This window comes from Aliivibrio sp. S10_S31 (assembly GCF_014694495.1).
GTDB classification, from domain to species: Bacteria; Pseudomonadota; Gammaproteobacteria; order Enterobacterales; family Vibrionaceae; genus Aliivibrio; species Aliivibrio fischeri.
This window is the reverse complement of record NZ_JAAUWR010000015.1, coordinates 21,124-33,978: the sequence shown is the minus strand read 5'-3', so window position 1 is coordinate 33,978 and position 12,855 is coordinate 21,124. Positions and strand designations below refer to the sequence as shown.

Here is a 12,855-nt window from a genome sequence, read left to right as displayed (position 1 = left end):
TCACTTATTCTCATTATCAAGAAAACTATCAGTTACGTGATCCAGTTTACATTTTTAATTCCATTCTATTTATAAGGAATAAATAGCAAACGTTTGCGTATTTAATTAATTTTAGTATGATAGCGCCATCTTTCTTTATTACATGAGAATTTCATATGTTTGGTACAGCTCTGTCTTCTTCTGCAACAAAAGTATTATTACTTGGTTCTGGTGAACTAGGTAAAGAAGTGGCTATTGAATGTCAGCGTCTTGGTTTTGAAGTGATTGCGGTTGATCGCTACCTTAATGCTCCGGCAATGCAAGTGGCTCACCGCAGTTACGCGATTGATATGCTTGATGCCAACGCCTTAGAAGAAGTCATTAATAAAGAACAACCTGATTTTGTAGTTCCTGAGATCGAAGCGATTGCAACGGATAAGTTAGTTGAACTAGAGAAACAAGGCCTTAATGTTGTTCCAACGGCTAACGCGACAAAATTAACCATGAACCGTGAAGGTATTCGCCGTTTAGCCGCTGAAGAATTACAACTGCCGACGTCTCCTTATCGCTTTGTTGATAGCTATGAAGAACTTGTTGAAGCTGTGAAATTTGTCGGTATGCCTTGTGTTATTAAACCGGTAATGAGCTCTTCTGGTAAAGGTCAGAGTGTTATCAAAACAGAAGCAGACATTCGTACTTCTTGGGATTATGCGCAAGATGGTGGCCGCTCTGGTGCTGGACGAGTCATTGTTGAAGGGTTTGTGGATTTTGATTATGAGATTTCATTATTAACCGTTCGTGCTGTTGATGGTGTTCATTTCTGTGCGCCAATTGGTCATCGTCAAGAAGATGGGGACTACCGTGAATCATGGCAGCCACAAGTGATGACTGAAGCTGCATTAAAACAAGCACAAAATGCGGCAGAGAAAGTGGTAAACGCGCTTGGTGGTTATGGCTTATTTGGTGTAGAGCTTTTCATTAAAGGCGATAGAATTTACTTCAATGAAGTTTCCCCTCGCCCACACGACACAGGTCTTGTGACACTTATTTCTCAAGAGATGTCTGAATTTGCCCTTCATGTTCGTGCCTTTACTGGAATGCCAATTAATCAAATTACGCAATACGGTCCTTCGGCATCGTCAGTAATTTTAGGTCAAGGCACTTCAACTAATATTCGTTTTGATGGCTTAACAGACGCACTTTCACAGCCTCAAACTCAAATCAAATTATTCGGTAAACCAGAGATTGATGGACGTCGACGTTTAGGTGTTGCGATTACACGTCGTGATAATTTAGAAACCGCTATTGAGGATGCAGTAACGGCTTCAAATAAAGTTCAAGTGATCTATTAAGTTACAAATATGTATAACAGAATGGTTTCAAATACCGTTCTGTTGTACCTTTTTAACCTTCTTATTCTTTTTTTACTGCTAAATCCATTTAATTTGCTTTTTTCGTTACCTAACCGTTGCAAACTTACAGGATTAACAGGTATAAATAAGCTAACTCTTTTATTTTACTTACACCATGGATGATGACTATGTTTGAAAAAATCGCTGCCGCTCCTGCTGACCCTATTCTTGGCTTAACAGATGAATTTAAAAATGACCCTCGTGCTGAAAAAATCAACCTTGGTGTTGGTATTTACAAAAACGAAGCGGGTCAAACTCCAGTTTTAACCACAGTTAAAAAAGCAGAAGCAGTATTGCTTGATACAGAAAAAACAAAGTCATACCTAACCATTCAAGGTACCGCAGAATACGGCCTTGCAGTACAAAAGCTACTGTTTGGCGCAGATGCACAAGTAATCACTGAAAAACGTGCACAAACAGCTCAAGCTCCAGGTGGTACTGGTGCGCTACGTGTAGCTGGTGAATTCATCAAACGTCAACTTGGCGATGTGAAAATTTGGATCAGCAACCCTACATGGGCAAACCACATTGGTGTATTTACTGCTGCTGGTATTGAAACAGCGCAATACACTTACTACAACGCAGAAACAAAATCTAAAGACTTCGCTGCAATGCTAACGGATTTACAACAAGCGGAAGCTGGTGATGTGGTTCTTCTACACGGTTGTTGTCATAACCCTACTGGTATCGATCCAACTGCTGATGAGTGGGAAGAGCTAGCTAAGCTGTGTGCAAATAAAGGTCTACTGCCATTATTTGACTTTGCATACCAAGGTTTTGCAAAAGGTGTTGAAGAAGATGCGGCTGGTTTACGTACTTTTGCTCAATACTGCCCAGAGCTACTTGTAGCAAGTTCATTCTCTAAGAACTTTGGTTTGTATAACGAGCGTGTTGGTGCATTTACTCTTGTTGCTAAAGACGCAACGGTTGCTGCGGATGCATTCTCTCAAGTTAAAGCTATCATCCGTTCTATCTACTCTAACCCACCAGCTCACGGTGCTGCTGTTGTTACGCATATTCTTAATGACGATGCGCTACGTGCAGAATGGGAACAAGAAGTCGCTGAGATGCGTGACCGTATTCAAGAGATGCGTACTTTGTTCGTTACAACACTAAAAGAGCAAGGTGTGGATGCTGACTTTAGCTTTATTGAACGTCAAAACGGTATGTTCTCTTTCTCTGGTCTTTCTAAAGAGCAAGTAAACCGCCTGAAAGAAGAATTCGCAATTTACATCGTTGGTTCTGGCCGTATCAGTGTTGCAGGTATGACAAAAGACAACATGCTTCCTCTATGTAAAGGTATTGCTGCGGTTCTTTAAGAATCAGAAGTAATTGTAAGATATAGAAAAGGCGCTTTAATTAGCGCCTTTTTTTTGCCAGTTTCACACTTTCTTAGCCTGAATGACAATGTTCCTTGGGGTATCTTCTTTTAAACAAAACTCCCCGATACGAACGTTATAGCCTGCCTCTTCTAATAATAAGACACGATCCAAACATAACCACACTTCCAATGGACGTTTAAATACTTGCTGCACTAAATCGCACTTTTCCATCACTACAAAGGCTTCTTTTCCTTTGTTTAACCAGTGAGAGAAATCAACATCATCTGGTAATTGCAGCTTTTTATGCTCACTAGCCCATCGACAAAAAGCGTCAAAGCCATCACTTAATAATGATTTTTTAATGCTTGGTACAGGGACATAATGATCATTGCCAGTAACACACTGCTGCAAGGCATTAAACCCTAATCGATATTGCATTTCCTGCTCTCGATGATGTTGTGTGCGTTTCCCAGCGGTTACTGTCTCTTGCAGTGGCAATCGCAAATCATCTTTAGATAAACGGATCTGCGCTTGTTTTGATAATGCAGACAGTCCTTCATAAACCGATGACTGAGTTAAATGAAAACAGCAAGGAGATAAAGTAACGGCATCTATCGACTTATCGATGCCCTTTTGAATTAAACTTACATGAAGATCACCACACGCATGCAAGGCGATTGCATGTTGGTTAGCTTTAATCAGTTCAGATGCACTTGTTGCCAACGCATCGCCTTGAATAAACGTCATGTTTAATTGGTGTTTATCAGCGTATTCTTGACCGCTATGGCATAAAGCATCTTGCCACTCTAATGTGGTGACTGGTTTACCCGATACCACATTAAGGACTCGACCTAAATATCCTTTACCACCACACCACTCTAGCCATTGACCTTTGGGTTGTGAGTATTGAATACCCAACGCACTTAGATTGGTAATTTGTTGCCACTTACGACCGTTAATTCCTGAATCCAATCCCTTTGGCATCACTAGCGGATCCGCTTGCAGTTGCTCAAGCTGACTTAATGCATAAAGGTCATTAACTTCTGGAATAAAAACTGAGAGTGCTTGCGTTAGTTTTTCAGGGGCTCGCTTTAATTCCTGCACCTCTGCCAGAGTTAATCCATCAAGCCAATGGCTTAAATTTTCATGCGTGGTGCGCCATGGATAATCTGAACTATGAAAAGCAGAAAATTGCCAAAAAAAGACCGTCTGCGATAACAAACGGTCTATATTTAAAAACTGCTGAGAATGCATTATATGCCCCTGAAAATAATATCAGGGCGATCTTAACGGACAGGAAGGTTTATGTCTTTAAACATCTCTTCAATTTCATGATTATTTTTCAGCATCGTTGCTTGCTCAACAATTGGACGTGTTAAATGCGGTGCAAAGCGTTCCATAAAATCAAACATGTAGCTTTTTAAGAATGAACCACGCTTAAAGCCAATGGTTGTGGTACTCGCATCGAAAATATGGCTTGCATCAATGGCTACAAGATCAGAGTCTCGCTCTTCATCCATTGCCATGCTTGCTATTACACCAACACCAATTCCTAAGCGAACATAGGTCTTAATGACATCTGCATCGGTTGCTGTAAAGACAATTTTCGGCTTTAGACCCGCTTTATTAAAGGCACTATCCAAGGCTGAACGACCCGTAAAGCCAAATACGTAAGTAACTAATTCAAAAGCGGCAAGATCTTCAATCGTCACTTGCTGTAGTTGTGCTAATGGATGATCTTTTGTGACCACAATAGAACGGTTCCAATGATAACAAGGAAGCATGATCGCATCTTGATATAAATGAAGAGCTTCCGTTGCTATAGCAAAATCAGCCGTACCTTTGGCTATTGCATCGGACATCTGGCTTGGTGTGCCTTGATGCATATGCAATGAAACCGCTGGATATCGATTCTTAAAGCCTTTAATTACATCCGGTAACGCATAACGAGCTTGGGTATGCGTAGTAGTAATATTTAAAGTTCCTTTTTCTGGGTGCGTATGCTCACCAGCAACCGATTTAATACTCTCAACTCGAGATAAAATTTCACGTGAGATTTTAACGATCTCTTCACCTGATGGGGTTACTCTTGTTAAATGTTTACCACTGCGCTCAAAGATCTGAACACCAAGTTCATCTTCTAATAATCGGACTTGTTTACTAATGCCTGGTTGTGAGGTGTATAGCGACTCAGCAGTCGATGATACATTCAGACTGTGGTTCACAACTTCAACAATGTACTTTAATTGCTGTAATTTCATTTTATGATTTCCTGTAATCCTTTACATTAAATTCTACTTATACGATACAGTTATATACCTATTCCTACCTATTTTCAAAGTGTTATGTTTATTAATTATATTTCGAACATATTACAGACAAATACATTAAAGAAATGTGAACAGGTGTCGATATATCTTAATGACAACCCGTATATAACTCCCCTATACGCTAAAATAGCTATTGGAGTTAATCACCTGCTATTCATTTAGTTTACAAGGTGTTACACTGGAAAATATTACTACTGGATGTATGATAAAAATATGAATATTGCTCTAATTATTGGTCTTTTTGGGATTCTGCTTACATTGATTATTGGCTACAACATCATTGTTCAATATAGAACAAAGATTGAATCTGCCAAAAAACAAGAATCTGCAAAGCATATGGTTATCATTGATTCTACCGAAGAATTAATCAGTAATGCGCATCACCTACCATACAGTAAAGAATTACTCGTTTGTTTAAACCAACGTATTCTTGATGCTTTAAGAGCCATTTCAGAGCTTGAACCACATGATCGCTCATACCCAGGTCGTATTGAAAATATGGAGCAGCAGCTTCAGCAATTAAAAACAGAATACACAGGTGGCGATAGCACTAACTTTAAAGTGCCAAGTAACGATAAACAAGCGATTGTAATGTTAAAACTTGTTAAACGCCTTCGTGATACGCTTCGTGCTGAACACCGTAAAGGACGTGTTAATACACAAGTATTTGTGGCTGAAAACGCTCGCCTTGAGTCTATTCAAGTTCGTATCAATATCGAAAACGTAGTTAAACGTGCTAAAGAAGCAACACAGCGTGGCCAAGCTGGTACAGCTCGTCAATTACTTAAGAAAGGTATTGATGCTCTTTCAAGCAAAAACGATGGCTACTCAAACAAGGCTCGCACTCGTTTACAAGAAATGCTTGATGAATTAAATAATAAGACTAAGAAGAAACAAGACCAAGAATTACAAGATCAATTGGATAAGAATAAAGACGACGATATCGATGTTCTTTTCCAGCCAAAGAAAAAATGGTAACCAATACCTACCAAAAAAAAGATCGCATTATGCGATCTTTTTTTATGTCTGTCTTAATATCACTTAAGCTGGAACACCACTGTGGAATTTAAAATCACTGTCTGGTGTTAATATCAAATCCGCTTCAACCTGAGCAAAGAATGCAACACGCTCATCCACATTCCCACCAGCAACCTGCTGTGCCAGTGCTAAATAATCTTGGTAATGACGAGATTCAGATCGAAGTAATGAAATGTAGAACTTAGCCAAATCATCATCTAAAAACGGAGCTAACTTAGCAAAACGCTCACAAGAACGGGCCTCAATAAAAGCACCAATGATCAGCTTATCAATTAAGGTACACGGCTCATGGGTAATCACTCTCGTAAATAATCCTTTTGCATAGCGCCCTGCTCTAATATTTTGATAAGGCACACCACGCTGATCCATGATTTCTAATACTTGATAAAAATGATGAAGCTCTTCTTTTATCAATAACACCATTTTATCAATCAGATCTTGGCTATAAGGTGAATCAGCACGTGCAGTGATCTTTTTAGAGATGTTACTTTTACCCTTTAGCGTCTCTAATGACCCTACGTGTTTATAGGCAAATTCTTCATACGGTTTAAACCAATCCAATAACGCCTTTGCTCCTTCAGCATCAACAGCGTATTTGCGTATTAAATACATTGCACTCTGTGCTGCTTTTAATTCACACATTAAGTGGTCACGCAAAATAACCGATAAGTTTTCAGGCTTTTTTGCTTCTTCTATCCATTCGTCAGGCGTTTCACACTGCAGAAAAGAATAAATTGGGTCTAATAAAGATTTGTCGTACATAGTTTTTAACCATTAAAAGTTCTTATCGCCAGTATACCAAACCTCACCATATAAATTCATTACGTAAGGTAAAAATCAACAGTCCTTTTCTTTCAATAACTTAAAATCAAAGCTGCTTTAATTGCGTTTAAGATCTCAATAAACAAGCAAAAATAGCTTGATCATTAACCGATTTAAAAGTACTGTATAAATACACACTGTATGGATGAACAGGTATTTTATTATGAACACAGCAATGGCTCTTACTACTTACTCAAACTCATTTAATTATTCTATCTCTCAACGCATTTCTAGCGCTGCTAGCCAAGTAAATGCACAGTGTGAGAGCCAGTTTATTCAAATTTTAAAAAGCTTGTCTAAACAAAATAAATGGATTTTCATTACTGCAAATACAGCAATGCCAAGTAGTGAATCGCTTCTAAAGCATGGTATTGAACTAAGTAAATTCGTACGTTTAAAAGAATCTCATCGTTTAACGGAAAGTGAAACGATCGAAAAAGCAAAACAATTAGGCACAGCCAGTGCCATTATTTCTAATGCTAATTGTTTTTATTTTTCCGATTCACAATGGCTAACCCTGAACAGAAAATTAACCGTATTGCATTAAATATAGGTGAGCATAGCTGTAAATTAACAACTACTGTGTTTTCTCATTTAGGTGGACATGGAGTAAATCAAAATCATCAGTTGATTGAGAAATGTCTGTGAAAGTGTTTTCGAGAATATAATTAATCTGCTCTTCATCCAAAGTATAAGGCAGTTTAATTTCTAGATCGGTGATCCCTTCAATACGCGCTAGGCGAATTAAACGAATAATATTTGATTCGTCATTAATATGAGAAGAAAGCACTTGAAGCGCTTCAGCTTGGAGTCTTTCTGACAATGGTCTTGCATCATGAACAGAAGCATTCCATACCGTTCCGAATGTCGGAATGATACTCTTTAACGCTTGCGAAAACGTCCACTTTTGCTTACTTGAATTTACAAGAAACGAGCTGTAATCAAACTCTATTTTATTGCTCATGAATTGCCTCGATATATTCCAACATCTACTTTCAACATCCTATTGAAAAGCATTATTTTTTGTTTCTAATTATTAGTATCCCGAATATTGTTCTTATCGCAAGTAGAAAATTGGACATTGATCACACTTAATAATTCTTAGCTCTTTACCTTATCATTGCTCTAACACATATTTTACACTCGCACATTTTAGCAACAAAAAACCGCTACGATGAGCGGTTTTTATATCATTTGATTCTAATCGAACTGACGCTTAATCATCCGTTAAACTCGTATTTTTAGAAACGATTGGATCTATCTTTATTTCATATTCATTAAAGTAGATCTTACATGGACTGTGTTCACGTTTAGTGGTTACTTGCTCATCTGAATACTGAATCGTCACTTTTGGATAAACTCGTTCCGTAACCTTAACAACATTTTCAGTTAGTTGTTTTCTTAGATCTTCTTCAGCAGACTGGAAACGGTGCATTGAAGCGGCAATTTCACGATTCGATTCTTCTTTCATGTTTTGCACACGTTCGATTTGCTCTGGTGTTCTCTCTGCTTTTGGAATTTTTGCTAAATCCATTTCTGCGCGAACCACTTTCATGGTGTTTTCTTGCGCTTCTTTGTATTTGGCATTTAAAGCAACGATGTTCTCTTTGTACTTATCAAAACGAGTAAATGCTTTTACTAATGTTTCAGTACCTGCCGTAGCACCTAAGTTTACGGTCGTGATATTAGAACCTGCGTAAACTTCACCACCAACAATAGAGCCGTTACGGCCAGTCTTATCCATTACCGTAACTGAGTTCTTACTCTTGATGAAACTCTGAATTGCATGAATGCCAAGCTCAATATCACCCGACGCTTGTAAGTCAGCTGATTGCACAAACTTAGCCGTGATTTTTCCACCTGCTTTTACAAAACACGTGTAATCTTCACCCGCTTCTACTTGGTGGCCAATGATGCCTTTCATAGCAATGACATCGCCATGCGCTTGAACATCAGCAGATTCAATAAAGCCACCAACAGTTACGCTGCCAGTTGCTCTTACAATCATATCTGGTGCAATATCACCACTTACAATCACACTACCTTTAAACTTAATGTGGCCTGTTGAAATATCAACCGCATTCAAACAAAGTGCGTTATCGACATCTGCACCATCTTTGTTAATCCAAGGCATCCCAGATGTCGCAGCAATAACCAGATCAGGGTCATCAGGAGATATCGTCGCTCCTTTACCTGCTCGCAGTTTGGTATTTTTTCCCGCGGTTGCTGGAATCACTTCGCCACGAACGGTAAAACCATCAACACCTTTTGTTGGTGGAATACGTCGAATCAGTTCATCGCCTTCCACAACCGTGATGGTTTCACCCAGATCACGCATATCAACTTTATCTTCTTCTCCTTCTTTTTCCTGAGGCTTTAATGCTTGCTCACGAAAATCTTCAACTAGGGGAACAAAACTTGCGTTGGTACCATCAATCGGTTCTTTACCTTTAGCGATAACAAGCGACACTTTCTCACCAGCAGGTAAATTACGACTCAAAAACATGATTTTCTTGAGTGCATTTTTACTGATACCACGGGTGATCTCCATGCTCGTTAAGCCAGAAATCACATCACTACTTACAAGATCACGACCACCATACGCACCGATGACAGCCATCGTCGCTTTCATGTCACGCTCTTCTATCGCAATGATAACTTCTGCATCACGTCGAGCTGCAACCGTACGGTTCTGATGATGAGTCATCATGCCGTTTTTCACATCTTGTATAATCGTTGTAATGATTTTTTCATCAAAATAAAAATTACACGCATTAATCTCTTCTAAACAATCTTTAAAGCTTTTTAATGTCGGTTCTTCATCCGGCTGAAACTTATCAGGAAAACGTAATACTACAACTGAGTCATCTTCCACTAATGTTAGAAGAGATTTCCACATACTTATCACTCTTATTTATCATTAAACCCAAAGCATTTGGGTTAACTATGTTAATTTACTGTATTCTACAGTTCAAAATCACCTAAATCCATGTCGGTGTCTTGACGCTCAAAAAACGCCACTAAATCGTCATGTCCACCGATATATTTACGGTCAAGGTAGATTTGAGGAACGGTATTCACTGCAATGTTTTCTTTTTCTTGAATTAAAGCAACCATTTCTTCTTTTGTTAGATCTTCATCTAAGGTTAATACTTTATATTCAATGCCTTTATCGTCCAAAATTGCTTTTGCTTTAACACAAAAAGGACATACTGTTTTTGAAAAAATGATCGTTTGATGAGTATTTAACATTTTTTGCTCTCTTTAAGTTCAATAATACGAATTCGGTAATTAAATGCTGAAAACTGGGTATGGTTGCAGTTCAGGAATTAACTGATGCAACTGTTGTTCATCTTGTGCAATGCCTTTTGCTGAATCACATAAGTTTTGTGCTTCGTCTTTCATTTCTGTGCTGTGTTGTTTCATTTTCTCTTTGATCTTAACTTGCACATCAGCAAACTGTTGCTGTAACTCAGTAAAGTTCAATTCCCCTTCTTGCATCTTTAAAGACAAAGAGTTAAATACACTCGCAAAAAGTTCTTTATCCATACTTTGCATCATCACTTCAAAATCTTGTTTCCAAGTGGTATCCACTTCTTTGAAAAAGTCATGCTCTAATACCATGTCTTTTCCTTGATAAAACTTTTGCTTGGCTGTGTGGCCATATTCATCAATTTTAGTCTTAACGCCTTCAAATGATCCTTTTGCATCAAATGAGGTTTCAATTTCACTGACAAAATCATTAGCTGCGGCAATGCCTTTATCAGTAAAGTCGACAATTTCAGGAATATAAGTCGACACTTGTTGCTGATAACGCTCTATCGCCTCTTTTTGCTTTTGAGTTAACTGTAACTCTTTACCGTTCACAAAAACTCGACCATCTTGATCAATTCGTAATTTATCTTGTGCTTTTTCAACTTTCACTTCGCCGTTTTGCGTTAAAAGAACATCATTTTCAACATTCACTGGGCACATACTCGCCCACGCATTACCAGATATAATTAACAGGGCAGTAGCGATCATTTTTTTAGCTGACATACGTCTTTCTTCTCTTTATTTTAATTAGTCGCTCAGTTTAACTGATTGCACCTATCTAGCTCAACTCAGAAAATTAACAGAAAAAATAGCAATCGTTTGCTTTTCTTGTGGTAGTCCCAAATAGTTCTGGTATGATGCTCTCAGTTTTTAAACTTTCTTTATATAGGAATTCTACAATGAGTCTTTCCGATCAAGTGCTTGCAGTTAATGACGATTTACCTATTCGTACTGATAAACCAGTGCATAGCGGTAAAGTACGTTCAGTGTATTGGTTAACTGAAGAAGACAGTCGCCGTCTTATTAAAGAAAAGGGATACAACGTCGCTCCTGATGCTCCCCTAGCTATCATGGTGATCAGTGACCGTATTTCTGCATTCGACTGTATCTGGCGTGGTGAAGGCGATTTGAAAGGTATTCCTGGTAAAGGAGCTGCACTAAATGCTATTTCTAACCATTGGTTTCAATTATTTAAAGACAACGGTTTAGCTGATAGTCATATTCTTGATATTCCACACCCGTTTGTATGGATTGTTCAAAAAGCAAAACCAGTAATGATTGAAGCTATTTGTCGTCAATATATTACTGGCTCTATGTGGCGTGCATACACTCAAGGCGAACGTGAGTTTTGTGGTATTACCTTACCTGAACGTCTTGAAAAAGATGAGCAGTTGGCTGAACTACTTTTAACACCATCAACGAAAGGCATTTTAAAAGGCATTGATGGGGTTCCTGAGGTAGATGATGTAAATATCACTCGCAAAAACATCGAGGATAACTACGATAAATTTAACTTTTCTTGTATCGAAGATATCGCTACTTACGAGAAATTATTGAAGGAAGGTTTTGCTGTAATCGCAAAGGCCTTAACTAAAATTGATCAAATCTTTGTCGATACTAAATTTGAATTTGGCTATGTAGAAGATGCGCAAGGTAATGAAAAACTGATCTATATGGATGAAGTTGGTACGCCTGATTCTTCTCGTATTTGGGATACCAAAGCATATCGCTCAGGTCATATTATCGAAAACTCAAAAGAAGGTTTCCGTCAGTTTCTATTAAATCACTTCCCTGAACCGGATATTTTATTAAATAAAAACCGCATGAAAGAGCGCTTTGCTTTAGCGGAAGAAAATGCCCTTCCTTTGGAAGCGATGATGGACCTATCTAAAACCTATTTAGATATCGCAGCAAAAATTACTGGTGCACCAATTACGCTAAGTGATAATCCAAAAGCAGAGATCATCAAAGTATTAAAAGAAGAGTATCAATTAGTCGATTAATCGATTAATCGATTAGTACTTATTCTACTGATGACCAAATAAAAATGGCGACCGCATTGGTCGCCATTTTTTATCTTTTCATATAATGAAAACGAAAGAATTCGTAATTATAGGAAGTGAACCGTTAGGTTAAGAGATGCGAAATCGATGTTTTCGTCACCAACAGTGAAGTTGTTGTAACCAGCACCTACTGTGAACATTGGGATGATGTTGTATTCAACACCTAAACCGAAGAATGGATCTACGCCGTCATCTTTATGGAAACCTTTCGCTTCCCAGCTGTGCATACCTGCTTTGCCGTAAACGTGTAGAGGACCAAAGTCGATACTTGGTTTAACAGCAAAGTTTACAGAAGTTACGTCTGTTGTTTGGCTACCGTAATCGTAAGAACCTAGGTTCCAAGCACCCATTTCTAAACCAATGAAAGGTAACAGACCTGTACCAATATGAGCACCGTATACCGTTGAGCTCTCGCTTCTGTAATCAGCAGAACCAACTTGTACGCCACCGTAAACTAGTGAATCTGCCGCTGCTGTTGCTGATACGCTTGCTAAAGCTAACGCTAAAAGTGTCTTTTTCATCTTAAATCCTATTTTTACAAAAGGGAGCGGCAACCTTTGACGCTCTTTTTAAT

Annotated in this window: 13 protein-coding genes; 5 read left to right on the top strand and 8 right to left on the bottom strand. The window is 38.4% G+C overall.

Annotated features, from left to right (window positions below):
* The first annotated feature begins 155 nt into the window (after positions 1 to 155).
* Together purT and HC728_RS13555 are read left to right on the top strand one after the other, a co-directional pair.
* On the top strand, positions 156 to 1,331 hold the full coding sequence (gene purT / locus HC728_RS13560) for a formate-dependent phosphoribosylglycinamide formyltransferase (RefSeq protein WP_005419616.1): 1,176 nt from the start codon (positions 156 to 158) through the stop codon (positions 1,329 to 1,331).
* Positions 1,332 to 1,519: 188 nt separating this feature from the next.
* The gene (locus HC728_RS13555; protein WP_190395637.1) at positions 1,520 to 2,710 is read left to right on the top strand and encodes an amino acid aminotransferase; all 1,191 of its coding nucleotides are present in this window, start codon (positions 1,520 to 1,522) and stop codon (positions 2,708 to 2,710) included.
* Positions 2,711 to 2,773: 63 nt separating this feature from the next.
* Here the strand turns inward: HC728_RS13555 and HC728_RS13550 are convergent, their stop codons facing one another.
* Positions 2,774 to 3,967 carry a methyltransferase gene (locus tag HC728_RS13550; RefSeq protein WP_190395636.1) on the bottom strand — a complete coding sequence of 398 codons (1,194 nt, stop codon included), beginning with the start codon at positions 3,965 to 3,967 and terminating at the stop codon, positions 2,774 to 2,776.
* Between the two features lie 32 nt (positions 3,968 to 3,999).
* Positions 4,000 to 4,974 carry an HTH-type transcriptional regulator CysB gene (cysB, locus tag HC728_RS13545; RefSeq protein ID WP_005419628.1) on the bottom strand — a complete coding sequence of 325 codons (975 nt, stop codon included), beginning with the start codon at positions 4,972 to 4,974 and terminating at the stop codon, positions 4,000 to 4,002.
* A gap of 282 nt (positions 4,975 to 5,256) precedes the next feature.
* On the opposite strand from cysB, the gene HC728_RS13540 reads away from it, so the two are divergent.
* Complete coding sequence (locus HC728_RS13540; protein WP_026029322.1) at positions 5,257 to 6,021, top strand: hypothetical protein; 765 nt, start codon at positions 5,257 to 5,259, stop codon at positions 6,019 to 6,021.
* A gap of 63 nt (positions 6,022 to 6,084) precedes the next feature.
* Here the strand turns inward: HC728_RS13540 and miaE are convergent, their stop codons facing one another.
* Positions 6,085 to 6,843 (bottom strand): tRNA isopentenyl-2-thiomethyl-A-37 hydroxylase MiaE, encoded by a 759-nt coding sequence (miaE, locus tag HC728_RS13535; protein ID WP_012533909.1) that lies wholly within the window; start codon positions 6,841 to 6,843, stop codon positions 6,085 to 6,087.
* A gap of 223 nt (positions 6,844 to 7,066) precedes the next feature.
* Between miaE and HC728_RS13530 the strand changes: the two genes are divergently transcribed.
* Positions 7,067 to 7,450 carry a hypothetical protein gene (locus HC728_RS13530; RefSeq protein WP_011262076.1) on the top strand — a complete coding sequence of 128 codons (384 nt, stop codon included), beginning with the start codon at positions 7,067 to 7,069 and terminating at the stop codon, positions 7,448 to 7,450.
* A gap of 30 nt (positions 7,451 to 7,480) precedes the next feature.
* On the opposite strand, the gene HC728_RS13525 is transcribed toward HC728_RS13530, so the two are convergent.
* The 4 genes from HC728_RS13525 to HC728_RS13510 form a co-directional block, all read right to left on the bottom strand.
* Positions 7,481 to 7,867, bottom strand: coding sequence for a transporter (locus HC728_RS13525; protein ID WP_005419636.1), 387 nt, complete (start codon positions 7,865 to 7,867; stop codon positions 7,481 to 7,483).
* A gap of 252 nt (positions 7,868 to 8,119) precedes the next feature.
* Entirely contained in the window at positions 8,120 to 9,802 is a 1,683-nt protein-coding gene (locus tag HC728_RS13520) for a DUF342 domain-containing protein (protein WP_065623613.1), read from the bottom strand.
* A gap of 65 nt (positions 9,803 to 9,867) precedes the next feature.
* Entirely contained in the window at positions 9,868 to 10,155 is a 288-nt protein-coding gene (locus HC728_RS13515; RefSeq protein WP_005419639.1) for a glutaredoxin, read from the bottom strand.
* Between the two features lie 39 nt (positions 10,156 to 10,194).
* The gene (locus tag HC728_RS13510; RefSeq protein WP_065641274.1) at positions 10,195 to 10,941 is read right to left on the bottom strand and encodes a YggN family protein; all 747 of its coding nucleotides are present in this window, start codon (positions 10,939 to 10,941) and stop codon (positions 10,195 to 10,197) included.
* Positions 10,942 to 11,117: 176 nt separating this feature from the next.
* Between HC728_RS13510 and HC728_RS13505 the strand changes: the two genes are divergently transcribed.
* On the top strand, positions 11,118 to 12,221 hold the full coding sequence (locus HC728_RS13505) for a phosphoribosylaminoimidazolesuccinocarboxamide synthase (protein ID WP_065641273.1): 1,104 nt from the start codon (positions 11,118 to 11,120) through the stop codon (positions 12,219 to 12,221).
* Positions 12,222 to 12,328: 107 nt separating this feature from the next.
* Here the strand turns inward: HC728_RS13505 and HC728_RS13500 are convergent, their stop codons facing one another.
* Positions 12,329 to 12,802: an outer membrane beta-barrel protein gene (locus tag HC728_RS13500; RefSeq protein WP_065641272.1), complete on the bottom strand. Its 474-nt coding sequence runs from the start codon at positions 12,800 to 12,802 to the stop codon at positions 12,329 to 12,331.
* Positions 12,803 to 12,855: the final 53 nt, after the last annotated feature.

Bases quoted from the DNA above. Each gene is read 5' to 3' on its own strand.
- purT (WP_005419616.1), top strand. From the start codon at position 156: ATGTTTGGTACAGCTCTGTCTTCTTCTGCAACAAAAGTATTATTACTT.
- HC728_RS13555 (WP_190395637.1), top strand. From the start codon at position 1,520: ATGTTTGAAAAAATCGCTGCCGCTCCTGCTGACCCTATTCTTGGCTTA.
- HC728_RS13550 (WP_190395636.1), bottom strand. From the start codon at position 3,967: ATGCATTCTCAGCAGTTTTTAAATATAGACCGTTTGTTATCGCAGACG.
- cysB (WP_005419628.1), bottom strand. From the start codon at position 4,974: ATGAAATTACAGCAATTAAAGTACATTGTTGAAGTTGTGAACCACAGT.
- HC728_RS13540 (WP_026029322.1), top strand. From the start codon at position 5,257: ATGAATATTGCTCTAATTATTGGTCTTTTTGGGATTCTGCTTACATTG.
- miaE (WP_012533909.1), bottom strand. From the start codon at position 6,843: ATGTACGACAAATCTTTATTAGACCCAATTTATTCTTTTCTGCAGTGT.
- HC728_RS13530 (WP_011262076.1), top strand. From the start codon at position 7,067: ATGAACACAGCAATGGCTCTTACTACTTACTCAAACTCATTTAATTAT.
- HC728_RS13525 (WP_005419636.1), bottom strand. From the start codon at position 7,867: ATGAGCAATAAAATAGAGTTTGATTACAGCTCGTTTCTTGTAAATTCA.
- HC728_RS13520 (WP_065623613.1), bottom strand. From the start codon at position 9,802: ATGTGGAAATCTCTTCTAACATTAGTGGAAGATGACTCAGTTGTAGTA.
- HC728_RS13515 (WP_005419639.1), bottom strand. From the start codon at position 10,155: ATGTTAAATACTCATCAAACGATCATTTTTTCAAAAACAGTATGTCCT.
- HC728_RS13510 (WP_065641274.1), bottom strand. From the start codon at position 10,941: ATGTCAGCTAAAAAAATGATCGCTACTGCCCTGTTAATTATATCTGGT.
- HC728_RS13505 (WP_065641273.1), top strand. From the start codon at position 11,118: ATGAGTCTTTCCGATCAAGTGCTTGCAGTTAATGACGATTTACCTATT.
- HC728_RS13500 (WP_065641272.1), bottom strand. From the start codon at position 12,802: ATGAAAAAGACACTTTTAGCGTTAGCTTTAGCAAGCGTATCAGCAACA.